13 protein-coding genes and 2 tRNA genes are annotated in these 23,323 nt (G+C 61.6%); 9 read left to right on the top strand and 6 right to left on the bottom strand.

Annotation, left to right across the window (positions count from 1 at the left end):
- Positions 1 to 30: 30 nt before the first annotated feature.
- Positions 31 to 942 (top strand): hypothetical protein, encoded by a 912-nt coding sequence (locus HMPREF2990_RS02245; RefSeq protein WP_141757765.1) that lies wholly within the window; start codon positions 31 to 33, stop codon positions 940 to 942.
- 88 nt (positions 943 to 1,030) lie between these two features.
- Here HMPREF2990_RS02245 and HMPREF2990_RS02240 read toward each other — a convergent pair whose 3' ends face one another.
- Together HMPREF2990_RS02240 and HMPREF2990_RS02235 are read right to left on the bottom strand one after the other, a co-directional pair.
- Positions 1,031 to 1,303 carry a TetR family transcriptional regulator gene (locus HMPREF2990_RS02240; protein ID WP_070762516.1) on the bottom strand — a complete coding sequence of 91 codons (273 nt, stop codon included), beginning with the start codon at positions 1,301 to 1,303 and terminating at the stop codon, positions 1,031 to 1,033.
- Positions 1,304 to 1,306: 3 nt separating this feature from the next.
- On the bottom strand, positions 1,307 to 1,516 hold the full coding sequence (locus HMPREF2990_RS02235; protein ID WP_070762515.1) for a CopG family transcriptional regulator: 210 nt from the start codon (positions 1,514 to 1,516) through the stop codon (positions 1,307 to 1,309).
- An 84-nt stretch (positions 1,517 to 1,600) separates the two neighbouring features.
- Here HMPREF2990_RS02235 and gyrA point away from each other — a divergent pair, with 84 nt between their 5' ends.
- The 7 genes from gyrA (at position 1,601) to HMPREF2990_RS02200 (ending at position 17,890) form a co-directional block, all read left to right on the top strand.
- On the top strand, positions 1,601 to 4,165 hold the full coding sequence (gene gyrA, locus HMPREF2990_RS02230; RefSeq protein WP_070762514.1) for a DNA gyrase subunit A: 2,565 nt from the start codon (positions 1,601 to 1,603) through the stop codon (positions 4,163 to 4,165).
- 3 nt (positions 4,166 to 4,168) lie between these two features.
- Positions 4,169 to 4,513: a DUF3566 domain-containing protein gene (locus tag HMPREF2990_RS02225; protein WP_038587442.1), complete on the top strand. Its 345-nt coding sequence runs from the start codon at positions 4,169 to 4,171 to the stop codon at positions 4,511 to 4,513.
- Between the two features lie 105 nt (positions 4,514 to 4,618).
- Positions 4,619 to 4,692 (top strand) — tRNA-Ile (locus tag HMPREF2990_RS02220).
- Between the two features lie 32 nt (positions 4,693 to 4,724).
- Positions 4,725 to 4,797: transfer RNA gene (locus HMPREF2990_RS02215), tRNA-Ala, on the top strand.
- 424 nt (positions 4,798 to 5,221) lie between these two features.
- Complete coding sequence (locus HMPREF2990_RS02210; protein ID WP_070762513.1) at positions 5,222 to 9,601, top strand: hypothetical protein; 4,380 nt, start codon at positions 5,222 to 5,224, stop codon at positions 9,599 to 9,601.
- 403 nt (positions 9,602 to 10,004) lie between these two features.
- Entirely contained in the window at positions 10,005 to 14,525 is a 4,521-nt protein-coding gene (locus HMPREF2990_RS02205; protein WP_141757764.1) for a hypothetical protein, read from the top strand.
- Between the two features lie 215 nt (positions 14,526 to 14,740).
- Positions 14,741 to 17,890: a hypothetical protein gene (locus HMPREF2990_RS02200; RefSeq protein WP_070762511.1), complete on the top strand. Its 3,150-nt coding sequence runs from the start codon at positions 14,741 to 14,743 to the stop codon at positions 17,888 to 17,890.
- A 1-nt stretch (position 17,891) separates the two neighbouring features.
- Here the strand turns inward: HMPREF2990_RS02200 and HMPREF2990_RS02195 are convergent, their stop codons facing one another.
- The 4 genes from HMPREF2990_RS02195 to HMPREF2990_RS02180 all read right to left on the bottom strand — a co-directional run bounded on the left by HMPREF2990_RS02195 (position 17,892) and on the right by HMPREF2990_RS02180 (position 22,621).
- Positions 17,892 to 19,418, bottom strand: a complete 1,527-nt coding sequence (locus HMPREF2990_RS02195) for a cutinase family protein (RefSeq protein WP_168167108.1) — start codon at positions 19,416 to 19,418, stop codon at positions 17,892 to 17,894.
- A 30-nt stretch (positions 19,419 to 19,448) separates the two neighbouring features.
- Positions 19,449 to 19,880 carry a DoxX family membrane protein gene (locus HMPREF2990_RS02190; protein ID WP_070762509.1) on the bottom strand — a complete coding sequence of 144 codons (432 nt, stop codon included), beginning with the start codon at positions 19,878 to 19,880 and terminating at the stop codon, positions 19,449 to 19,451.
- A 69-nt stretch (positions 19,881 to 19,949) separates the two neighbouring features.
- Positions 19,950 to 22,043: a YhgE/Pip domain-containing protein gene (locus HMPREF2990_RS02185; protein ID WP_070762508.1), complete on the bottom strand. Its 2,094-nt coding sequence runs from the start codon at positions 22,041 to 22,043 to the stop codon at positions 19,950 to 19,952.
- On the bottom strand, positions 22,040 to 22,621 hold the full coding sequence (locus HMPREF2990_RS02180) for a DEAD/DEAH box helicase family protein (RefSeq protein ID WP_070762507.1): 582 nt from the start codon (positions 22,619 to 22,621) through the stop codon (positions 22,040 to 22,042). Before HMPREF2990_RS02180 ends, HMPREF2990_RS02185 begins: the two co-directional genes overlap by 4 nt.
- A gap of 108 nt (positions 22,622 to 22,729) precedes the next feature.
- On the opposite strand from HMPREF2990_RS02180, the gene HMPREF2990_RS02175 reads away from it, so the two are divergent.
- Positions 22,730 to 23,284: a TetR/AcrR family transcriptional regulator gene (locus HMPREF2990_RS02175; protein ID WP_070762506.1), complete on the top strand. Its 555-nt coding sequence runs from the start codon at positions 22,730 to 22,732 to the stop codon at positions 23,282 to 23,284.
- Positions 23,285 to 23,323: the final 39 nt, after the last annotated feature.

Raw genomic sequence — 23,323 nt, 5'->3', positions numbered from 1 at the left:
ATGGGGAGACTTCACAATGGGATGCACATCATGGCTGGGGCGCACGTGGTGCCGAGGGAGCTAGGTGTGCCGATTAACCACAAGTTTTCGCTGCCCGGGGCGATGTTGCGTGAGCCGCACTTCGTTGCCCATGCGGCGAGGCACCACCCGCGCGGGATCGCGTACCCCGTGCCCGCCACCGACCGCGCTGTTGCGCACGCGTTGGCCTATCCGGGCACGACGGTAACCGGTATGGGCGCGCTGGCGCTCTACGGCCTGCCTTTCCTGGCGGATAGTTGTGACACCGTGCTGCTTGGCCGCGGCATCCGCAAGAATCGGCCGGCCACGGAGCTTTCCCCGGCACTATGGCGCCGCGATCTGCGCGCGGGTGAGACCTGGACCGTGATGTGCGCGGGCCAGCCGATCTCCGTGGCATCGCCCCCGGTCGCTGTGGTGGATGCGCTTGTGAGCATCCGTCGCGGCGAGTGTGCATGGCCCGCGCCCAGTACGTGTGTACGCGCCGTGCAGCTTATCGACGCCACCCGTCGCTTCTGCAACCTCAACCCCGAATCCATCCGCGCTTCTGCGTTTGGGCGCCTGGATCGCAGGTGGCTGTCCAAGGTGCTGGGTGCGTCGAGTGCGCTAGCGGATTCGCCCAAAGAAACAGAGATGCGCCTGCTTGCGGCTCCGTTAGCTCGGAAACATGGGTTGACCTTGGCCGAACAGGTGGTGATCCGCAATGCATGGGGCAAGCGCGTCACCGACCTGGACCTAGCGTTGGTGGAACCGCGGATCGGCCTGATGTACGACGGCGCACACCACTGGGACAAGCAGCAGCGCACCAGGGATTCGGTGATTCAGATCGAGCTGGTTGCGCAGGGGTGGCAGGTGTTGCGCTTCGCCGAGGGGACGTTAGCGAGGCTCCCCGAGGCCGTTGAGGAGGTTCTGCGGCGGAGTCCGTGAGAGATTTCGCATAGGCATCCAATGTAGTTCCCAGCCACCTGCGGAAACGCCAACCTGGGTGTTTGCTGTGGTGGAAAGTTTCACGCAGTCACGCAGTCAACCCGGCCCACCTTCTATACACCTCCGCAACCACCTCCGCGAAGCCGGAATTGCCAGCGGTCAACGGCTCCATCCTGCGCACCGCTGCAGCCAGCTCCTCCGCAGCCCGCGAAGCAGTGTCAAACACAGGCACCCCGTGCACCCGCGCACCGGGGACGGCGGCGCAGGCGACCAGCGCGGAAAAGGAGCGCACCCGGGCTCCTGTGACCACGCAGTACTCGTCGGCAACAGCCAAAAGCTGTTCCGCACTCATTCCTCGCATGGGCTACCTGGCCTGCCGGATGCGCGATTCCATCGCTGTGTAGCCGGGGATGGTGGAGCGTGCGAGGTCGGTGACGGTGGCGTCGTCAAGCAGGCGAGTGGCGGCGGTGACCACGGCGCGGCGGGCGGCCTCCTGCTTGGAGCAGCCCCACGCGGAGGCGAGTAGGACGAGCGCCTTGTCTTCGTCAGCGGTGAGCCGGAGTGTCATAGCCATACCACATTGATACCACTGCTCAACGCGGCAAAGCGTTACAGGGCCGGTAAACTGCGTTCTAGGCCAAGTAAAGAAAGGTGAGCAATGAGTGATGACACTCTAGGTGGCGGCGGTTTCGACGCCATCCAGCCCATTGATATCAACGAGGAGATGCAGACCAGCTACATCGATTACGCGATGAGCGTGATCGTGGGCCGCGCGCTGCCCGAGGTGCGCGACGGCATGAAGCCGGTGCACCGCCGCGTCATTTACGCGATGTACGACGCCGGTTTCCGTCCGGAGCGCTCGTTTGTGAAGAGCGTGAAGGCCGTCGGCGAGACGATGAGTAACTACCACCCGCACGGTGATAGCGCGATCTACGACACCCTGGTGCGCATGGCGCAGCCGTGGGCGATGCGTTACCCGCTGGTGCACGGGCAGGGCAACTTCGGCTCGCCGGGCAACGACGGCCCGGCTGCTATGCGTTACACGGAGTGCAAGCTCACCCCGCTGGCGATGGAGATGGTGCGCGACATCCGCGAGAACGCGGTGGATTTCTCGCCCAACTTCGACTCGAAGACCCGCGAGCCGGATGTGCTGCCCTCGCGCGTGCCGAACCTGCTCATGAACGGCTCGAACGGCATCGCGGTCGGCATGGCCACGAACATTCCGCCGCACAACTTGAACGAGTTGGCCGAGGCCATCTACTGGATCCTGGACAACCACGACGCGGACGAGAAGACCACTCTGGACGCGGTGCTCAAGTACGTCAAGGGCCCGGATTTCCCCACCGCCGGCCTGATCGTGGGCGACAAGGGCATCAAGGAGGCCTACACCACGGGCCGCGGCTCGATCCGCATGCGCGGCGTGACCGAGATCGAGGAGGTGGGCAACCGCCAGGTCATCGTGATCACGGAGCTGCCGTACCAGGTCAACCCGGATAACTTCATCCACAACATCGCAGATCAGGTCAACGCGGGCAAGATGGCGGGCATCGCCAGCATTGACGACGAGTCTTCGGACCGCATCGGTATGCGCATCGTGGTCAGGCTCAAGCGCGACGCCGTGCCGCGCGTGGTGCTGAACAACCTGTATAAGCACTCGCAGCTGGAGACGAACTTCTCGGCCAACATGCTCTCCATCGTCGATGGTGTGCCGCGCACCCTGCGCCTGGATCAGATGCTGCGTTACTACGTGCAGCACCAGATCGAGGTCATCGTTCGCCGCACCCAGTACCGCTTGGACGAGGCGGAGAAGCGCGCCCACATCCTGCGCGGCCTGGTCAAGGCCCTCGACGCGTTGGACGAGGTCATCGCGCTCATTCGTCGCAGCCCGACGGTGGACGATGCGCGCCAGGGGCTCATGAAGCTTCTCGACGTCGACGAGATCCAAGCCAACGAGATCCTCGCCATGCAGCTGCGTCGCCTGGCCGCCCTGGAGCGCCAGAAGATCGTGGACGACTTGGCGGAGATCGAGCGCCAGATCGCGGACTACAAGGACATCCTGGCCAAGCCGGAGCGCCAGCGCGAGATCGTGGCGACCGAGCTCAAGGAGATCGTGGACAAGTTCGGCGACGAGCGCCGCACCCAGATCGTGGCTGCCACCGGCGACGTGACGGAGGAGGACCTGATCGCGCGCGAGAACGTCGTGGTCACCATCACCTCCACCGGCTACGCCAAGCGCACCAAGGTGGATGCGTACAAGAGCCAGAAGCGCGGCGGCAAGGGCGTGCGCGGCGCGGAGCTGAAGCAGGACGATGTGGTCAAGCACTTCTTCATCTGCTCCACGCACGACTGGATCCTCTTCTTCACCAACTTCGGCCGCGTCTACCGGCTGAAGGCCTACGAGCTGCCGGAGGCGGGCCGCACTGCCCGCGGCCAGCACGTGGCGAACCTGCTGGAGTTCCAGCCGGAGGAGAAGATCGCCCAGATCATCCAGATCCAGTCCTACGAGGACGCGCCCTACCTGGTGCTGGCCACCCGCGATGGCCGCGTGAAGAAGTCGCGCCTGACCGACTACGAGTCGGCACGCTCCGCAGGGCTGATCGCCATCAACCTCAACGAGGGCGACGCGCTCATCGGCGCCGCGCTGACCAACGAGGAGGACGACATCCTGTTGGTCTCCGAGCAGGGCCAGGCGATCCGCTTCGCGGCTGACGACGACCAGCTGCGCCCGATGGGCCGCGCGACCGCCGGCGTGAAGGGCATGCGCTTCCGCGACGACGACCAGCTCCTGGCCATGACGGTGGTGCAGGACGGCGAGTACCTGCTCGTGGCCACCTCCGGCGGCTACGGCAAGCGCACCGCCATTGAGGAGTACAACCAGCAGGGCCGCGGCGGCATGGGCGTGATGACGTTCAAGTACACGCCGAAGCGCGGCAAGCTGATCGGCGCGCTCGCAGTCGACGAGGAGGACCAGATCTTCGCCATCACCTCCGCCGGCGGCGTGATCCGCACCGAGGTCAACCAGATCCGGCCGTCCTCGCGCGCGACCATGGGTGTGCGCCTGGTGGATCTTGCCGACGATGTCGAGCTCCTGGCTATCGACGTCAACGTCGAGGACTCCGGCGAGGAGGAGGCCACTGCAGTGGCGAAGGGTGAGAAGACCCTTGAGGAGGCGCAGGAGGCGACGCAGTCGTCGATAAGCGGTGGCCCCGAGGGTGAGGAGTAAGCGATGGCCGCACGGAAGGTAACCATCCGCAACATCGGCGCGAGCTCGATGTTCAAGGTGGCGACGATCCTGGCGCTCATCGGGTTCGTGGCGTGGATGATCGGCGTGACCATCGTCTACTTCGGCCTGGAGCAGGCCGGGGTGATCGACTCGGTGAACTCGCTCATCGGCGGCGTCGGCGGCGACCAGGTCATCGATATGAAGGTCTGCCTGTCAGCCGCCGGCCTGCTGGGCCTGATCGGCGTGGTGTTTACCGCCATCATGGCGCCGCTGACCGTGGTGATTTACAACAGCATCGCTGATCTTGTAGGCGGCGTCAGCTTCACTATGTCCAACCGCGCAAAGTAGGGCTAAGGGGTGCTTATCGACGCCACGTTGCAGGTGCCGATACGCACCCTGACCTGGCGATTTGGTGGTTATGGCAATGGTGCGTAATATTCTTATCCGTTGCCAGGGCCTATAGCTCAGTCGGTTAGAGCGCATCGCTGATAACGATGAGGTCGCAAGTTCGATTCTTGCTAGGCCCACGGAGACACTAGTAATATAGGGTCTCGGCAATGGGGCATTAGCTCAGTTGGTAGAGCACCTGCTTTGCAAGCAGGATGTCAGGAGTTCGATTCTCCTATGCTCCACAGTGTGGGATAACCCCCGCGCCGTCACAGACACGGTGCGGGGGTTATTGCGTTGCGTGCTTAGTTTGCGTGGGGAGCTGGTTTTCTGTGCTGATTTTAAGTTTTTTGCACGCATACCCCCTTTTCTGAGTGACTAATACGAAAATGTGGCACATATCACTCAAACATTTTTGGGTTTTTGTCAGGTTGAAAAGGCCAAGGTCAGCGCCTTTGTCGACTGGCTTAGGTCCGCCTGTGCGCGTTGTAATGCGGTTTTTCCGCACACCTTGGGGATGGTGGACTACTTTCCACGAAACGGTTGTGATTGAATGAAACTCTGTCAGTGTGTAGATCCGTGTTCAGGAGATCTCCAGGCTGCTTCGATTATCTCCGACAAGTTTTAAGGATTGGGCCGTTGCAAAACGCAAATCTAAAGAAGCGCATTATGTCTGCGCTCATTTCCACCGCTGTCGTCGCGAGCGGTGCAGTTGCTATCACCCCGGCTGCTCAGGCAGACGAGAAGGTGACGAAGGTGTACTCCCAGCTCGCGGGCGATGAGCTGCAGGACGCCGTGGACTTTAACATCAAGCAGCAGATCTCCAAGCACGTTGGTGAGTCTGCGCAGATGGTTTACGCCACCAATTACGGCCCGGGCTGGTGCATTGATATTGCGCAGCCGGCACCCCGTTACGATTCTCAGTACGAGGTGCGCAAGCTTGACGGTATGTCCGGCCTGGTGGGTTACAACAAGGTTGATGGCGGCACGCTGAAGATTGACCCGGACGTGCAGAAGGCTGCTGTCGCCGGTACCAAGCGGATGCTGACCGAGTACAACAACGGCAACTACGCAGAGGTCAAGCGCATCAACTACGCGCTGCAGGCCCTGCTGTCCAACCACAAGGAGACCCTTGACCTGGTCCGTGGCCAGATCCGCCGCGAGGTCGCGGGCTCCGGCATGCCGATGATCACGGCCGCCGAGTTCACCCAGTGGACCGGTTTTGAGATCAAGGCCAACTTTGGCAACCAGCTCGGCCAGTCCCGTTACTACCTGGCCAAGTCGGACTCTTTTGACAAGGTCACGTCCAACGTGGAGCAGGGTGAGTACGTCACCATCCTGATGCCGAAGAACTACAACCTCAGCGACAAGATCGGCGATGAGGGCACCACCCAGCGCATCATCACCATCGCGCAGCCGGGCCTGAAGGGTTTCAACCCGCGTCCGGGCGGCCCGAACGTCTCCGTGGAGACCGTGACGGTGACCAAGCCGGCGGAGGCGGTCACGACGGTGACGAGCACCATCCCGGGTAAGACCGTGACCAAGACGGTGCAGGCCGAGGGCCCGACCGAGACGGCACACGTGACCGAGCGCCCCGAGCGCACGGTGACCAAGTACGTGCAGCCGGTCCACGAGCGCACGGAGACCGTCCGCGCGACCCGCACCGACGTCAAGGACGTCACCCCGACGGTGACCAAGACCGTGGTCAAGCGCGACAGCACCGAGACGGTGACCTCGACCGTGACCGAGGCTCCGGAGACCATCGTGGTGGAGGAGCGCGAGCCGGATACCACCACCACGGTGTACAAGGGCGCCGAAGCCACCGTCACCGAGACGGATGCACCCGACACCGTCACCAGCACCAAGACTGCTGAGCCGAAGACGGTCACGCAGACCTCCACGCTCGCACCGAGCACCGTGGTGAAGACCGTGACCGCTGCGCCGGAGGCAACGGTGACCACCACGGTGGAGAACATCACGCACGAGACCATCGAGAGCACGCGCGTTGTTGAGCGCTACTTCCGCAAGTACGAGTACGCCTTCGACTTCTCCCAGAAGAAGGACGAGCGCCACATCGAGGTGGAGAAGCTCGGCGATTGGAAGATCGACTTCATCGACGACTCCAACGGCCTGGTCAAGGTCACCAAGTCCAAGGACGGCAAGGGTCTTGATATCAAGCCGATCAAGGAGGGTGAGGGCGACGTCCGCATCGTGATCGTGGATGGCGAGGGCAACCGCCACGAATACACCATCCACGTGATCAACAAGGCGCAGAAGGAGATCACGGAGAAGGACGTTGTGGTGAACAACCACTTCTTCAACATCACCGTCGCTGGCGCGTCCCAGGAGATCGAGATCCCGAAGGGCTGGACCTACGAGATCGAGGAGGGTGGCGCGTACATCACCACCGAGGAGAAGGACGGCAAGATCGTCGTCACTCCGAACGAGGGTGTCATCAGCGCTACCGCGAAGATCACGGTGCACGAGCCGGGCGAGCGTCCGCGCAACGAGAACAACTACATCTTCAACATTGCGCCGGACAGCAAGTTTGATAAGCACCGCGTGATTGGTAACTCCAACGCCTACAAGCTGGAGATCGAGGACGCGCAGGGCGAGCCGACCGTCATCCAGGGCGAGGACATCGTTGCGTCCCTGGAAAAGAATGAGCAGGGCGTGTGGGTCCTGACGCCGAAGTCGGACAAGACCGGCAAGGTCGTTGTCTCCATCAAGGATTCGCAAGGCAACACCCACCAGTTCACCCTCGACGTCCGCCAGGGCACCAACGTGCTCGTGGACGTGGTGACCAAGTCTGTGACCGTTGGCAGCGTGATCGGGATCGAAGCCGACGGTGGCTACGAGCTGGACTTCAAGCAGGGCGAGGAGATCGCCGACTGGAAGAAGGACAACGGCAAGTTCATCATCACGCCGACTGGCGAGGGCGTCATCGTGGCAAACCTCTTCCAGAAGGTTGACGGTGAGCGCGTCCTCGTAGGCACCTACACCATTATCGCTACTCCTGCGGGTGCGAAGGTGGAGACCCAGGAGGTCAGCCACGAGATCAAGAACCGCCAGACGGTCGACATCACCAAGGGCGAGGACGACCACAAGATTGTTGTCACCGAGGGCAAGGATAACGTCACGGTGGCTGAGGTGGAGAAGGACGGCAAGACCGTTACCCGCCTGATGCCGGACAAGGACTTCACCGGCACGATTGTCGTGGAGGAGCAGCGCGGCGACGATGTGGTCGTTCGCTACACCATCAACGTTGTCGAGAGCGAGGTTGACGAGACAACTCAGCCCGTTAACGAAGACTCCAAGGTGATCGTCAACCGCAACAACGACCTGCAGCGCCTTGTCGTTGTCGAGGGCGAGAACCTGCTCAAGAACGCCCCGAAGGACGACCAGAAGCAGTTCATTCCGGAGTTCGTCGACGGTGCCGAGGGCACAGTCGTCATCGAACTGCAGAACTCCCGTGATCTGCCGATCCAGCGCTGGATCCTGAACCTCACGCCGAAGAAGCCGTCCGAGTTCACCTACAAGATCACGGACCGCTCCGAGGTCAAGCTCACGGCTCCGGAGAACGCGTCCTACAAGATCGTTGAGGGCCAGGACCTGATCAAGGTCGAGCGCAACGGCAACGACATCGTTGTCAACCCGAACAAGGGTGCCAAGGGTACTGCTGTTGTCGAGGTCACCAACGGTGCGCAGAAGACCCGTTACGTGCTTGTCATCGACCCGATTGGTGGCGGCGCAAACGGCGACGGTACTACTGGCGAGAGCACCTTCAAGGTCTCCGAGCTGGGCAACTTCACCGTGACCGTGCGCAACGAGAACACCTACGAGGTAGTTAAGGGCAATGAGTACGTCACCGTCGTTGACAAGGACGGCAAGTGGATTCTCACCCCGAAGGAGGACACCTCCGGTAACTTCGTCACCGTCATTGAGAAGACCAAGACCGGTGTTGTGGTCAACCGCCACATCATTGAGATCACCGAGCAGGGGCGCAAGCTCAACTTCACCGAGGTGCGCAAGAAGGTCGAGCCGAAGATAGACAGCTGGGAGACCCCGGGTAAGGGCAACACCCTGCACATCGTGCGCGGCTACGACCTGATTGAGAACCCGGAGCCGGACGAGCACGGCAGGTTCAACCTCAAGCCGATCCCGGGTTCCACCGGCTCCATCGTTATCGAGGAGCGCGACAACAACGGCAACCCGATCCGCATCATCGAAGGGGAGATCCCAGAGACCTCCGGTGGTTCGTCCATCGAGCCGCCGAAGATCTCCTACGAGAAGAACAACGGCTCGATCACCATCATCGTTGATGGCAAGGGCGGCTTCGGCATCGAGGCCTGCCTTGACAAGAACCCGCCGAAGAACGCGAAGGATTGCAAGAACCTCAAGCCGATTGATGAGAAGTACATCAAGGACAACGGCAACGGGAGCTACACCATCGAAAACGGTGGCATCCCTGACGGCACCACCGCGCTGGTGATCACCCCGACCGGCAACGGCATTGTGGACAACAACAACCGTGTGATCGTGGACATCACCATCGACAATCAGGGCTCTGGTGCTGGCAATGTGAACGTTGGTTCGTCTGACCCGAAGTGCATTGCTTCGTTGGTTGGTCTGGCTTCGCCGTTGCTGCTGCTGATTCCGCTGGGCATTTTGTCCCAGGTGCATATCCCGGGTCTGGAGGGTGTGCGTGGTCAGCTCAATGCTGCGATCAAGGACGCTAATGACCGTATCCAGCAGGGTCTGGGTATCTACGATCATGATCGTGCTCAGCGTGCTGCAGGTGTGCAGGGTGCGTTCGCGATCGAGAATTCGCAGATGATTGGTATGGCTGCTGGTGCGCTTGGCGTGATCACTGCTGGCCTGCTGATTGGCGACGCGGTATTGCGTGCTTGCGGCCAGCAGGAGGCAACGTCCTCCTACCAGCTGGGCAAGGCTACCGATAACGAGACGTTGATGTACGGCTCGTCCGGTAAGCCTGCTGAGTCCGAGGCTGCGAAGCCGGAGGATGAGAAGGCTGCTGACGAGAAGTAGTCTCTAACGCCTTAAGAAAGCCGCTTGTGAGGGTCGAAAGCCCACACAAGCGGCTTTCCGCATGCGTGCGTACGATCTGAGGTTCAACAAATTTCTGTGCTGATTCTAAGTTTTTATGCGCCAAATCCCCTTTTCTAGGTGAAAAACGGAAAAATGTGGCACATATCACGATAAGATTTTTGGGTTTTTGTCAGGTTGTAAAAGGCAAGGTCAACGGGGTGGACCCGAAGCTTGTGAGCGCCTGTGCCCGTTGTAATGCGGTTTTTCCGCACACCTTGGGGATGGTGGACTACTTTCCACGAAACGGTTGTGATTGAATGAAACTCTGTCAGTGTGTAGATCCGTGTTCAGGAGATCTCCAGGCTGCTTCGATTATCTCCGACAAGTTTTAAGGATTGGGCCGTTGCAAAACGCAAATCTAAAGAAGCGCATTATGGCCGCGCTTATCTCCGGTGTCCTCGCTACCGGTACCACCGCTGTTATTGTCCCCGAGGCTTCTGCTGCAGACCAGATGATCGTAGAGGCCTACCAGCGCCTCGACGAGGCGTCGCTGCGCCAATTCGAGATTGAGCAGAGCAAGCTTGCAAAACGGTACCCGAAGTGGACTCAGCCAGTGCAGGTGCTGTCCACCAATCAGGGACCTGGCTGGTGCATCGACTGGGGTATTGATAGCTCGTGGAACAACCCTGACGGGTTCGAGGTGCGCAAGCTCACCGGTCAGTCTGGCCGTGTTGGTCAGGGCTATGCCATCGACGAGAACATCCGCATCGCTTCGATCACCTTGACTAAGCAGATGCTCACGGACTTCAAGCAGTGGGAGGAGACTTCTTCCTCCTCGCTGGAGAAAGACATCCAGACGAAGAACCGCTACCTTCAGGCACTGTTGGGTAACAACCCGAGTGAGCTGAACGGCGTCCGCGAGCTCATTCACGATCGCGATCTGATTAAGTTCCAAAACCTCACGGGCTTCAGCATCACGCGCGTGCAGAACCCGTCTGATGGCGTCAACTACCGCCTGGTCCCGAACCAGTCGAAGCTCGACGACATGAAGAAGAAGATCGGCCCGAACGAGTTTGTTACCGTTCTTGTTCCGAAGAACTACAACTGGAACATGAACAAGCGCAAGGAATGGACCTTCCAGCGCTTGATCACGATTTACCAGCCTGGCTTGGATCTGTCGTGGCAGCCGAAGCCAGATTACGATTTCAGCACCACCGTCACGGAGACCCCGAAAGAGACCCTCACTGAGGTCACCACGATGCCGGAGCACGTCACCACGGTGACTGAGCCGGGCAAGCCGACGACCAAGACGATCGTGACTGAGGAGCCGACAACGGTCACGCGTACCAGCACGCTGCCGGCTTTCACGACCGTTACCACGGTTACCGAGCCGGATGAGGTCGTCACCACCACTAAGACGCACCCGGCGAAGACCACCGAGGTTGTGCGGACCGAGAACGGTACCCCGGTTACTGAGACGAAGACCATTACGCCTGAACCGGAGATCGTCACGGAGACGAAGAAGGGTGGCGTCAAGACGGTCACCTCGACGGTTGCCGATACGACCGTCACAGAGACTGTCCCTGGTGAGAAGAAGACTGTTACCCAGGTCGAGACCCCGGAGGTCACCACAACCCGCACCGTTCCTGCTGGCGAAACCACCGTCACCAAGACCGTTGCAGGCGAGCCGACGACCGTCACGGTGAACAAGGACTCCAAGTACTACACCGAGAAGGTCTACGAGTCCATCAAGGAAGTCTACGAGTACTACCAGTTCGCTGGCTTCACCAAGGAAGAAAAGTCCAAGGTCATTGAGCTGGACAAGCGCATCAGCGGTTCATGGAGCTTCCGAATCACTGAGGGTTCTGAGTACGTCATCGTCGAGCGTGGCGAGAAGGACGGCCAGCTGATCGTTACCCCGCGCCCGGGCATTGATGGCGAGCACAAGGTCACCATCGTGGTCACCGATGACCAGGGTCGTGAGCACGTCTACCGCCTGACCATCAACAACACGGTCAACATTGATGAGTCCATCAATGTGAAGGTGAACAACTTCTTCTACAACATCAACACCGGCGGCGAGGGTGACCGCTTCAAGGTGCTGAAGTACAACGAGGGTGAGACCTGGAAGAAGGTCAAGGGCGGCGAGCTTGTCGAGGTTAAGGATGACGGCAAGGGCAGCCTGACCGTCACCCCGAAGGATGGCGTGACTTCCGGCGAAGTGATTGTGACGATCACCGATAAGCAGGGCAACGAGCGTGAGAACATCATCACGATCGAGAATAAGGAGTCGAAGTACGACGTCACCCGTACGATCCTGAACACCTCGGTCGGTTTCGTTGAGTACCGCGGCGGCGACTTTAAGATCATCGAGGGCGAGGACGTTCTCGATATTAAGCAGGTCGAGGTCAATGGCGAGAAGGTTTGGAAGATCGTTCCGAAGGTCGAAGAGGGCAGCGCGCGCGTCGTCTTCACCGACAAGGACGGCGTTGAGTACACCTTCACCTTCGAGGTAGTTAAGGACCCGAACGGTGGCCCAAAGGTCGTCCAGCACAACATCAACTACACCGGCAACGTTGAGATTGAGCGTCGTGAGGATTACCGCTATGAGGTAGTGAAGGGCGATCACCTGCTGAATGAAGAGCAGCTCAACATCGAGGAGACGACCCGTGAAACCGACGGGAAGAAGGTCTGGCAGATCACTCCGAACAAGGATGATCTTAAGCTGAAGGAAGAAGGCGGCACTGCCGTCATCAATATCAAGGACAGCGAGGATCGCCTTGTTGGGATCTTCACCGTCAACATCGAGCGTGACGTCACCGGCGATGTCGAGAAGGTGACGCGCGAACGCGAGGTCGCGGACCGCTCCACAGTTAATGTCTTCCTTGGCGACAACGAAAACAACTACTTTGCTGTTGAGCCACTCGATGGCACCAACCTGGGCGATTTCTTCAAAGAGCCGGAAAAGTACGCAGGAAAGGAGATCAAGGATAACCTCCAGCTGAAGTTCAAGCCAGGCGCTGAGGGTAAGTTCAAGGTCACCGAGTACATTTGGCGAGTTGGCGAAGATAAGATTGTCCGGGATGAAAAGGGCAACGTTGTCGAACACATTAAGGGCAAGAAAGAGCCCGTCCCGATCACCGAGTACGTCTACACCGTTAAGCCGTTCCAGCCGAGTGAGTCTACCTACACCATCACGGCGGACAACGAGGTCGACCTGCAGGGCAAGAAGCTCTACGTCACCGAGGGGCAGAAGCTGCTCGAATCCATTCCGACTGATGGCGAGTCCAAGTTCAAGCTTGTTCCGAAGGCTGACGCTAACGGCAAGGTTGTGATTGAGAACCGCACCGATGACGGCTTCGTCTTCGAGCGCTACATCCTCAATATCACCCCGGGCCGCGCAGCCTCCAAGGACAATGTCATCGAGAAGACGATGACCTGGAGCGGGGTTGCACGCATCAATAAGGAAGAGGGCCATACTTACAAGTTTGTCTCCGCTAAGGATGCGAAGGGCAACGACGTCGACGGCAACGATCTCGTCCGCGTCAAGGAAGAGAATGGTGAGTTCGTCGTCAGCGGCCGCGCTGGCAAGACCGGTACCGTTACCATTGCGGTAAGCGACAACCGTGGTGTGTACGCGACCTACAAGCTCACCATCAACGAGGCTGAGGGCGCACGCGTCTACGACTACCAGATCTCCACTAATGCAGAGTTCCGCGCAACCCTGGTGGAGAAGTCCAACCAGTTTGTCGTCATCGACGGTGGCGAGTACCTCGAGACTCCGAACAACGATGGCAACCAGTGGACCGTGAAGCCGAAGCAGAGCGGCGTGGGCAAGACCGCGACGGTTGAGGAGTGGGATCAGGACGGCAACGTTCTGAACACCTACAACCTGAAGATCGTCCAGGGCGCAACCAGCGGTTCCCGCCACCTGCGTGACTACCTGATCGTTGGCCAGGCGAAGGCCTACGAGCCGATCTCTGAGGGCAACACCTTCAAGGTTGTGCAGGGTGCCGACCACGTCAACACGGGCAAGGATGACAAGGGCAACTTCACGCTGACCCCGAAGTCCGGCACCGACAACAAGACGGTTGTAACCGAGGAGTACGACAAGGATGGCATCCTGGTCCGCACGATCACTTCGCTGATCATCCCGGAGAGCCTCACCTCCAACGGTGCGTTCCTGGGCGACAACCGCGATGTTGCCAAGATCATCCGTGATGAGAAGACCGGCCAGATCACCGTTGTCTTCGACAAGGAAGGCGGCGACGTCGCGATCGCTGAGGGCTCCGAGCTCGTCGACCAGAGCCGCGACGGTAACAACATCATCCTCACCCCGAAGCAGGGCGCAAACGGCACGGTCATCTTCATCCCGGTGCTTGAAGGTTCCCAGAACAAGTCGGCTTCCGAAGTAAAGGTGCGAGTCAACACCAGCAACAACCAGGGCGGTGGCAACGTCAACGTTGGCTCCTCCGACCCGAAGTGCATTGCTTCGCTGGTTGGTTTGGCTTCGCCGCTGCTGCTGCTGATCCCGCTGGGCATCCTGTCCCAGGTGCACATCCCGGGTCTGGAGGGTGTGCGTGGTCAGCTCAACGCTGCGATCAAGCAGGCGAATGATCGTATCCAGCAGGGTTTGGGTATCTACGACCGTGATCGCGCGCAGCGTGCTGCAGGTGTCCAGGGCGCGTTTGCGATTGAGAATTCGCAGATGATCGGTATCGCTGCTGGCGGTCTCGGCTTGATTACCGCTGGCCTGCTGATTGGCGACGCGGTATTGCGTGCTTGCGGCCAGCAGGAGGCAACGTCCTCCTACCAGCTGGGCAAGGCTACCGATAACGAGACGTTGATGTACGGCTCGTCCGGTAAGCCTGCTGAGTCCGAGGCTGCGAAGCCGGAGGATGAGAAGGCTGCTGACGAGAAGTAGTCTCTAACGCCTTAAGAAAGCCGCTTGTGTGGAAACCCCACGCAAGCGGCTTTCCGCTTCTTACCCACATGAGATTCTCCATAACACAAAGACGTATTGAAGTCTGCGGCGAGGCGTCCGTCGGTGTGACAGAATAGATACTGTCATTACCCACCTTATTTCCAGGACAGTCCAACCTCGCGTTGTGCTTTCTCGGAAAGTTCGAAGGATTCCCGTTGCAACCCTCCCTCAAGAAGCGCGCCATAGCCGCACTTATTTCCAGCGTCCTCGCTACTAGCGCCACTGCCGTCATCACTCCTAATGCTTTCGCTGAAGACAAGATGTCCGCAGACAAGGTCGCCGAAGCAGCATTCCAGCCTGTCGCGCCCGGCACACTCCGCCAGTTCAAGGCTCTCCAGCCAAAGTTTGCCCAGCAAGCGAAAGGTTTTGATGGGGCGGTCGCACCGCTTCGCACTGACCTCGGACCAGCCTGGAGCATCGATGACGCGGCAAACAACCTCGATGACGTTCGGGTTCGCAAGCTGACCGGCCAGTCTGGTCGCGTGGGCGAAGGCGAGAGCCTGGATACCCAGGTTCGTGTCGCCGCGATCAATCTGGTCAAAGCGCTTCAGAAGGATCTCCAGGAGTACGAATCCGCGCCTTCAACCACGCTGAAGCAGCAGCTTGAGCAGAAACTGCTCTTTACGCGGGCCCTGCTTGGCAACGACGTTGCAACCCTGAACACGGCACGTACCGACGTCCTCAACAACCACGCGAACGCTTTCTACGAGCTCACCGGCTTCAAAGTCGCGCAGAGGACCCAGCCGGGCTCTGCGAACGAGACCCTGAACTACGTCCTCGTCCCGGATACGCAGAAGATCGAGGAGCTCACTGCGGGCGAGGATGAGTACATCACCGTGCTTCTCGGCGGGGAGGGCGAGCGTCTGCTCTCCCTCTACCAGCCAGGGCTCGACCTGCCTGACAACGCCGAGGCGACTGAGAGCACCTCAACGGAGTACTTCCTGTTTGCAGGGTTTACCGCCGATGAGAAGTCCAAGACCATTGACCTGGACCTGCGTATCAAGGGCCACTGGACCTTTGACGTTACCGAGGGCGCGAAGTACGTCCAGGTCACCCGCGGCGAGCGTGACCACGAGCTCGTGCTTGCACCGCGCCCGGGCTTCGAGGGCGACGCTACCGCCACGGTCGTCATCACCGATGAGCAAGCGAACGAGCACATCTACCACCTGCAGCTCAACAACACCATCAACTCGGAGGCCCCGGCGAAGGAGCCGGAGCAGATTATCGACGCCCCGCCACGCGCTCCCGAGGAAACCGTGTACCGCCAGCTGCCCACCAGCACAGTTGCCTACATTGCCAGGAACGGCGGCACCGCAAAGGTCACGACGGGTCAGAACTTGCTGTCGGTGTCTGCGACCGAGATCAACGGCACACCGGTGTGGAAGGTGATCCCTTCGACCAAGGGCGACGAAGGCACGGCCCACGTAGTGGTCACTGACGCCGACGGCACCGAGCGTCCCCACGACTTCGATGTGGTGAATCGGAAGTACGCGACGAAGAGTATCGTCCACGAGTCCCTCCCGTATATGGGAAGCACGAAGCTGCCACGCCCTGCTGGAGGGAAGTACGACGTTATCCAGGGCGAAGAGCTTGTAAACATCACTGCGGCAGAGAATGGTTGGATCGTCACTCCGAATGAGGACGACGCTGAGCTGAAGAAGAACGGTGGCACCGCCGTCATCAACATCAAGGACCGCGAAGGTCGTCTCGTTCAAAACGTAACCGTCTACATTGCGGCCAAGCGACCAGACTCCACACCGGTACACGAAGTTGTTGATCTCTCGATGGTCAAGCTCCGATCGCACAACTACGAGGACAATCACTTCACAGTCGAACCGCTGGATGGCGCAAGTCTCGATGACTTCTTCGAGAACCCAGAGGCCTATGAGGGCAAGGATCTCCAAGACGACCTGCAGCTGAGGTTTAAGCCGGGCGCGGAGGGCAAGTTCAAGGTCACCGAGTTTGTTCGGAAGGTCAACCAGGAAGTCGTCATGGACGAGATCGGTAACGTCCTCGAACAAAAGGACAACGGCTACGAGAACACCCCAGTCGCCGAGCACATCTACTCGGTCACCCCGTTTGAGCCGATCGAGTCCGTGTACACGATCACGCCTTACAACGAGTTGGGGCTGACTGGCACCAGTCTCTACGTCACCGAAGGCGAGGATCTGCTCCAGAGCGTCCCGACCCTGGGCGAGTCCAAGATCGAGGTCACCCCGAACCGCAGCGCAGGCGGCAAGGTCGTCATTGAGAACCGTACCGAGGATGGCCACGTCTTTGAGCGCTCCATCGTCAACATCACGCCTGCTGAGCGGGATACGGTCGTCGAGAAGGAGATGACCTGGGCTGCCACCGCGCGTATCAACCAGGAGGAGGGCGACACCTACAAGTTCGTCTCCGCCACGGATTCGGAGGGCAACGACATTGACGGCATCGATTTGGTCCGCGTGCGCGAGGACAGCGGCGCTTTCGTCATCAACGGCCGCGCTGGAAAGATCGGTACCGTCACCATCGCGCTGAGTGACAGATTCGGCGTCTTCGCGACCTACAAGCTCACGATCACGGAGCCCGAAGACGCTCGTGTCTACAACTTCGACATTTCCACCAACGGCGAATTCCGCGCATCCGTGGTGGACAAGTCCAACAAGTTCGTCGTCATCGACGGCGAGGAGCACCTCGAAACCGTGCGTACCGATGGCAACCAGTGGTCGGCCAAACCGAAGGCAGACGCTGCGGGCAAGACCGTGGTGATTGAGGAGCAGGACGAGGACGGCAACGTCATCAGCACCTACAACCTGGGGATCGTCCAGGGCAAGACCACGTCGCTGACCTTCCCCGGCACCACCCCGACCGACAACGAGTTCAACGCACGCAACAAGGACATCGCCAGCACCAAGCGCGACGCGGACACCGGCGCGATCACCGTTACCTTCGACAAGGCAGGCGGCGACATCGGCATTGCCGAGGGTACCGACCTCGTCGACATCACCCGCGAGGGCAACACCATGGTGCTTACCCCGAAGCAGGGCGTGCGTGGCACGCTGTCGTTCGTCCCGGTGATCGACAACGTCCAGAACACCACCGGCTACAGCTTCGACATCAACACGAAGTCCAGCAATAACGGCAACACCCCGAAGGACGGTTCCGCGGACCCGAAGACTGTCGCCTCTTCCGTGGGTATCGCGACTCCGTTGGTGCTGCTGCTCGCGCTGATCGCCGTGTCCCAGCTGCCGATCCCGGGGCTGGAGGGCGTACGCGCGCAGATTAACGCCGCCATCGACAACGCGACGAAGGCGTTCAAGTAGCTCACCGCTCCCGCAGCACCCCGCGGACCACGTCGTCGAGCCAGTCGAGCACGTAGTCGTAGCCGCGCTGACCGTCGATGTTGAAGCCGCCGGGGCTGTCGGTGTAGCCCAGCTTGTAGTAGGACATGTGGCGCGGCCCGAAGTCGCCGGCCTGCGCCGCTGACGCCAACAGGTTCGCGTTGGCCGGGTTGCGCATCGCGGCGTCCAGTCCCGCAGCACCAGCCACCTGGTCCATCAGCGCGCTCACCGCGGCGTGCGTCGCGGCCTGGCGTTGCTCGGTGGGAGTGGGCACGCGCGGCACCACGCCCGCGCCAGCCAGCTGCAGGTAGAAGCGTTCGGTGGCCTGGGTCGCCCGCATCGCCTCCAGCGCGACGTCGTACCAGCCTGCCGCCTCGCTGTCCTCAGGCATCGCCCCACGCAGCCCCTCCAGCGCGGGTAGCAAATACGTCCAGGTCACGCCCTCTTTCGCCAGGTTCGGCAGCGCGGACATTAAGGTGACGGCCGCGAGCTGCTCCGCTGGGGTCGCCGCCTGCTCGGCGCTGGTGGCGCGGTCGGCGGCCTGGGCGAAGAGGCCGATTTCGCCGATGATGAGGGCGGCGGTGGTGGCGTCGAGAAGCGAAAGCCCCGAGACGCGCACCGCCTGCTGCAGGGGAACACCGGCGTCCAGCTGCCGCGAAAACTCCAGCACATGCATGCCGGTCGCCGCGTTCGGCGGGCCCACGACCTCCTCGCGCATCGCCACATTCGCCAAATCGCGCAGCGCCGACGCCGGATCCGTCGAACACGCCATGTCCGCCGCATTACACAGCGACAGCACCTTGCCCTCCAGCCCGGCAAAACTCAGCGCCCGCTCGCCGGCCAACCCCACACGACCAGGCACAACGCCCGATCCGCCGCCGTTGACCAGCTCGCCGCCGCGTGCCAGCTGCCCCTTCGGCGCAGGCGCGTACAGCTTCGCGTCGCCTAAGGGCCTTTGCTTCACGACGCCCGAACGCCCCGGATCCGCAAACAACACCACCGCAGCCACCTGATCCGGCCCCACGCCCGCCACCTTGCCATGGCCGATTGCCGCCGCGACATCGCCAATCAAGTGCGCGCCCTGCGAGTAGCCGATCAGGATAAACCTGGTGCGCGGGCAGTTGCGGGCGACGGTGCGGATCTCGCGGGCGGCGTCGTCGGTGCCGAGGGTGACGGACTCGCCATAAGTAGCGGTTTCGGTGCCCTCGATGCCGCCGCTGGCGCTGCCGAGCGCGCTGAAGCGGCCGAGCGAGGCGGGGTAGCGGACCTGGTAGGTGCGCACGGTGCGGGCGCCGAAGTGTTCGGTGAGGTCGGCGGCGGGGGAGGAGTTGTCGTCGAAAAGCGACTCGCGCGCGGATGGGTCCCAGGAATGCGAAAACCCGGACCCCGCCGCTTGCACGACGTGGACCGGGGTACAGCTCGGCGCCACCAGGTCCCACGGCTGCGCTTGTGCAACCGGGGTGGCCGGGGCGAGAGCTGTAATAAGCGTGAGGGCGGCGAGACGTTTCACGCGAAACATTTTAGTCGCGCCGCGGCTTGCTTACTTGCGCGGCAGTGCCATGAGCGCGGCACCGATGGCCACGAGCCAGGAGTCTTTCGACAGCGCGGTGCCCTCCTGGGACGGGCGGATGCCGTCGTCCTCGGTCATGGCGTCGTTGCCGAAGTACATAGTGAGAAGGCCCGCGCCGAAGCTGGCAAGTGCTGCGCCCGCCAGGCGGTTGGACACGAAGGGGGCGAGCAGGGCCGCGCCGATGCCGGTCTCGGAGTAGGCGACGAACTTGGCAAAGGTCTTCGGGTCCACATCCTTCAGCGCCGGGATGCCGGTCTGTGCCATGCCGTGGAGGAACTGGGCGGTGCCCTCGTCGGCGCCGAGCTTGCCCGCGCCGGAGTTCAGGATAAACAGGCCGGTGGGCACGCGCAGCAGGGCAGCGGCCAGGCGGGTGCTAGGGTTCTTCTTCTCGTTGCGGAACATGGTGTCTCCTTTGTAGGTGGGGTCCATTACAAAGTTGATGATACGTCTACAATTTGTTCCTGGCAACCGTTACACCGACAGCTCCGGGTGCAGATCCTTCTCCGGGATCTGACGCAGGTGCTTCAGCCCCAGGCAGGACACGATCCAGGAGGCAATCGCGATGCCGATGAGCACCAGCGTCGCCCGAATCATGCGGGGATCGCCGCCGTTGGTGCCAAAGAGCGCGTAGCGCATCAGGTCCACCGAGTACCGCATCGGGTCCCAGCTGTGTACCCACTGGATGAACTTCGGCTGCACCTCCGGCGGGTACAGGCCGTTCGACGCCACCAGCTGCAGCGACATCAGCGCCATGGTGAGCAGGCGGGCGATCGCCTTCCCGAAAATGCAGTTGAGCATATAGATGAACGAGATGAACGCCCACGACACGCCCACCAGCACCAGCAGGAGTGTGCCCGTGTACGTCGGGTCGATGTCCAGCAGGAAGACCTGCACGGCCCACAGGAAGAAGGCCTGCACCGCGCCGACGAGGAAGGAAGGCACCAGCGTATCCAGCATGACGCGGTAGACCGGCGTGCCCGAGTCGATCGCGCGGCGGTTGATCGGATTCATGATCATGTACAGGATCAGGCCGCCGAACCACAGCGACAGCGAGAGGAAGAACGGCGACAGGCCCTTGCCGAAGTAGGCCAGGTCATCGCCCGTGTCGTTGAGCACCACCGGTTGCGACGCCGTCTCGACCGCCTTGTCCAGACGATCGCCGCGCCACGTCGGGGCCTCCTCCTGCGCGTCGTGGAGCTTGACGCTGAGCTCGCCGGTGCCGCTGTCCAGCTGCACCAGGCCGTCGTTGAGCGCGCCCAGGCCCACGACCAACTGGTTGGAGCCGTCCGCCAGACGCGAGGACGCGTCCGAGGCAGTATTCGCCGCCACGACCAGCTGCGAGGTGCCGTCTTTGAGCTGCGCCACACCGGCGACCAGCGTGCCGGAGCCGTCCTGCAGCTTCGCCAGACCGGCCGCCAGCTGCTGCGAGGCGTCCGTCGCACGGTTGACGCCGCCGCGGTACTGCGCATTCGGGTCGTTCAGCTCAGTCGCGATCTGGTGCGCGCCGTTCTGCAGCAGCTGCAGCTGGCCCACCAGGCTCGAATCCATCGCCGACGACAGCGCACCGTTGTGCAGCTTCGCCTGCGTAGCACGGGCCTGCGCCGCGAGCTCCGCGGTGCCCGGGATCGGGGAGGCGTCCAGGTCGCGGATGACCTGACTCAGCGAAGCGTCGATGTCCGCGAACGCGGCCTGCGCCGCGCCCAGCTGGCCCGCCACGCCCGCGATCTTGTCCACACCGCCGGCGACCTGCGATGCGCCCGCGCCGAGCTTGTCGGTGCCGGACTGCAGCGTCACCATGCCCTCGGAGAGCTGGTTGGCGCCGTCAGCGGCGGTGCCGATGCCGGTGTTGAGCTGGTTCGCGCCGTCGGCAAGCCGCCCGACGCCGTCGTCAAGCTTGTGCGCCGCGCCCGGCAGCTCTTGCAGCTTCGAGTTAAATTCCTGCATGCCGTCGTCGAGCTTGGTCGCGCCGTCGTCAAGCTTCTGCCCGCCCTCGCCGGCCTTCTTCGCGCCCTCGTTGAGCTTGCCGGCGCCCTCGGCGGCCTGGCCCATGCCGTCGTTGATGGTGTTGAAGCCCACGAAGAGCTGCTCCACCACCTTCGAGCCGACCGTCACCGACACCGCATCAGTAATCATGCGGGTCGCCTGGCTGCCCAGCATGGTGGGGATAAACCCGTTGGTCTCGTTCAGCGTGACGTTGATCTTCGCCTGGTGCGGGTCGTCCTCTTTGACACTCTTCGCGGCCTCGGTGAAGTCGCGCGGAATCTCCATACCTAAGTAGTAGGTACCGTCGGCGATACCTTCGCGCGCCTCCTCGGCGCTGACCACCCGAAAGTCCATCGGGTCTTCTTCGAGCAGCTTATCGACGACCTGTTGCCCCGCCTCGCCCTCATCCGAGTTCACCAACGCCACCGGCACCTTGTTCAGGTTGCCCAGCGGGTCGAAGTAGCTCCACACGAACAGGCCGCCGAACAACAGCGGGAGCACCATGATCGCAAGCATGGCCAGAGGCGGCAGCTTGCCGTGCAGAAACTTGCGGAAGTTCGAGCCAATATGCAGTCCGCTCATCGGTCCTCCTCGTTTGCGCTGATGACCAGGACGGCAACGTCCTCGGCCACGGCGTGCAGGTTTTCTAGCAGTTCGGCGCGCAGCGACATGTCGCGGATCTGGTCCACGTCGTCCACGATCAAAAGCTCCGCCTCCGGGCGCGACACCAGCGCGAGCAGGATACGCAGACGGAAGCGGTTGAGCACGTGCAGCTCGCCGACCTTCGTCTTCTCGTCCAAGTCCTCCAGCCCGAGTGGTTCCAGCCAGCGCTCGACGGTGTCGTGCTCCAGCGGGCGCCGCGGGGTGGGCTTGAAGAAGGGCTGCGACCACGCGATCTGCTCGCGCAGCAAGTCGCGCACGGGGATCTGGCGGTCGAGGGAGTCAATCAGGTGCACGCCCGCGAGCGCGGTGCGCTTGAACCCCGGCCCGTCGACGTCGCCCGAGTGCTGTTTGTAGCGCCCGGCCAGCGTCATGGCCAGCGTCGTGGCGCTGGACTCGCGCCCGACGTGCAGGAAGTTGAACCCCTCTTCGGCGTCGACGCTCACCGGCGTGTCGCCTTTGCGCAGCACAAGGTCTGTGGCGCTGAGAATTGTTGTCATTTTCAAAACTCCAAGTGGAGGGTTAGCTATCACTTAAAACTCCTGCTATGGTGCTCCGCAGATTCGGCGATGTCAAGACGAAAGAGTATCGCGCCCGAGGAGACACCCATGCGATCAGACGCGCGCGCAAAGCGCGACCAAATCATCACAGCTGCCACCGAGCAGTTCCGGACCCGCCCAAACTCCGCAGTCACCCTGGAGGCCGTAGCCAAAGACGCAGGTGTTGGTATCGCTACACTCTACCGCCACTTCCCCTCCCGCGCCGCGCTGCGACAGGCGTGCGCGCTGCGATTTATCGACGAACTCGACGTCCTCCTCGGCAAAACACTCACCGACTTCTCCGCCGACCCAGAAGGCAATTGGGAGCGCTTCATCTGGCAACTTGTCGACGCCGGCGTGGGCATCCTCGTCGGCGCCCTCGCCCCCGAGCACCCCGCCAGCTCCGAGCGCCTCGACGAGTTCTTCCGCCACGTCCAAGTCCTCCTCGACACGGCCGCGCCGCACGGGTTGGTTAGTCCTGACGCCACGCCCATCGAGCTTGCCTCCGAACTCATCGTGGTGACCCGCCCCATGGACGAGACGCTGACCGCGCTGTTTCCCGACGTCCGCGAACGCCTCGTCCGCCACCTCCTCACCGCCTGGCGAGTTTCAGCCCAACCCTAGTTAGACGTTCGTTTTGGGTCGTTGGTTCCGTTTCGGGCC

Origin of the sequence: Corynebacterium sp. HMSC071B10 (genome assembly GCF_001814825.1) — a bacterium.
Lineage (GTDB): Bacteria > Actinomycetota > Actinomycetes > Mycobacteriales > Mycobacteriaceae > Corynebacterium.
This window is presented reverse-complemented; position numbering and strand designations above follow the sequence as displayed.

Bases quoted from the DNA above. Each gene is read 5' to 3' on its own strand.
- HMPREF2990_RS02245 (WP_141757765.1), top strand. From the start codon at position 31: ATGGCTGGGGCGCACGTGGTGCCGAGGGAGCTAGGTGTGCCGATTAAC.
- HMPREF2990_RS02235 (WP_070762515.1), bottom strand. From the start codon at position 1,516: ATGGCTATGACACTCCGGCTCACCGCTGACGAAGACAAGGCGCTCGTC.
- HMPREF2990_RS02210 (WP_070762513.1), top strand. From the start codon at position 5,222: ATGTCTGCGCTCATTTCCACCGCTGTCGTCGCGAGCGGTGCAGTTGCT.
- HMPREF2990_RS02240 (WP_070762516.1), bottom strand. From the start codon at position 1,303: ATGCGAGGAATGAGTGCGGAACAGCTTTTGGCTGTTGCCGACGAGTAC.
- HMPREF2990_RS02185 (WP_070762508.1), bottom strand. From the start codon at position 22,043: ATGAGCGGACTGCATATTGGCTCGAACTTCCGCAAGTTTCTGCACGGC.
- HMPREF2990_RS02175 (WP_070762506.1), top strand. From the start codon at position 22,730: ATGCGATCAGACGCGCGCGCAAAGCGCGACCAAATCATCACAGCTGCC.
- HMPREF2990_RS02180 (WP_070762507.1), bottom strand. From the start codon at position 22,621: ATGACAACAATTCTCAGCGCCACAGACCTTGTGCTGCGCAAAGGCGAC.
- HMPREF2990_RS02225 (WP_038587442.1), top strand. From the start codon at position 4,169: ATGGCCGCACGGAAGGTAACCATCCGCAACATCGGCGCGAGCTCGATG.
- HMPREF2990_RS02190 (WP_070762509.1), bottom strand. From the start codon at position 19,880: ATGTTCCGCAACGAGAAGAAGAACCCTAGCACCCGCCTGGCCGCTGCC.
- gyrA (WP_070762514.1), top strand. From the start codon at position 1,601: ATGAGTGATGACACTCTAGGTGGCGGCGGTTTCGACGCCATCCAGCCC.